Here is a 1,075-nt window from a genome sequence, read left to right as displayed (position 1 = left end):
TGGCCCTGGCCGCCGGAGACCTCGCCGGGCCGCTTGTCCTTCAGGCCGTCGACCTCGAGGCGTTCCATCCAGCCGAGTGCGGTGCGTTCGGCGTCCTTGCGGGAGGTGCCGTTGAGCCGCAGGGGCAGGGCGACGTTCTCGACGCAGGTCAGTTCGGGTACGAGCTGGCCGAACTGGAACACGAAGCCGAACTCGGAGCGGCGCAGGGCGCTGCGCTGGGCGTCGGTCATGGTGGTGAGTTCGCGGTTGTTGTAGGTGATCGACCCGGAGTCGGGCGGCACGATTCCGGCGAGGCAGTGCAGGAGGGTGGATTTCCCGGACCCGGAGGGTCCCATGATCGCGACGACCTCGCCGGGGTGGATGGAGAACTCGGCTCCGTCCAGGGCGTGGGTGGGGCCGTACGCCTTGCGCAGGTCCTGCGCGGTGAGCAGGGAGCCGGGGGGAGGGGTCATCGGGCCACTTCCGTGCGGAGCTTGTCGAGTCGGGCGGCGGTCAGTTCCAGCCAGCGCAGGTCGGCTTCGAGGTGGAACAGGGCGTGGTCGCAGACGAGCTGGTCGGCGAGGTCGCCCTTGCGTTTGCGGTCGGTCAGGATCCGCATGCTGCGCAGGTGCTCGGAGCGTTGGGTGTCCAGGATCCCGGTGGCGTCGCGGTGGGTGAGGAGCGCGAGGACGACCTTGGTGTAGAGGGTCGACTGGAGGTACTCGGCGGGTTTCTCGGGGGTGGCGAGCCATTGCTCGACGTCGGTGATGCCGGCGTCGGTGATGGCGTAGCGCTTGCGTTCGGGGCCGCCGCCGGTCTCGATGCCGTCGACTTCGACGAGGCCGTTCTTCAGGAGCCGGGACATCGTCGAGTAGACCTGGCCGTAGTGCAGGGGCCGGTCGTGTCCGAACTTCTCGTCGAAGGCCCGCTTGAGGTCGTAGCCGTGGCGCGGGCCGGACTCCAGGAGCCCCAGAAGGGTGTGACCGATGGACATGACCCGCACTCTACACACCGTGTATACGCCCCATGTATACGCCGTGTGTGCAGGCCATGGCGGGGCGTACCACCATGCAGGTGGGGCGGCTGATCAGCCGTT

General features: G+C 68.4%; 2 protein-coding genes. Both read right to left on the bottom strand.

Going from position 1 to position 1,075, the window contains the following annotated elements; translation table 11 throughout:
• Nucleotides 1-452 (bottom strand): ABC transporter ATP-binding protein (locus tag ACIPK3_RS34435; RefSeq protein ID WP_402576148.1); only part of this gene is annotated, 452 nt, incomplete at its 3' end.
• Nucleotides 449-973, bottom strand: a complete 525-nt coding sequence (locus tag ACIPK3_RS34430) for a PadR family transcriptional regulator (RefSeq protein ID WP_402576147.1) — start codon at nt 971-973, stop codon at nt 449-451. The genes ACIPK3_RS34430 and ACIPK3_RS34435, both read right to left, overlap by 4 nt.
• Nucleotides 974-1,075: the final 102 nt, after the last annotated feature.

The organism is Streptomyces sp. NPDC086787, assembly GCF_044745865.1.
Taxonomy (GTDB): Bacteria; Actinomycetota; Actinomycetes; order Streptomycetales; family Streptomycetaceae; genus Streptomyces.
This window is presented reverse-complemented; position numbering and strand designations above follow the sequence as displayed.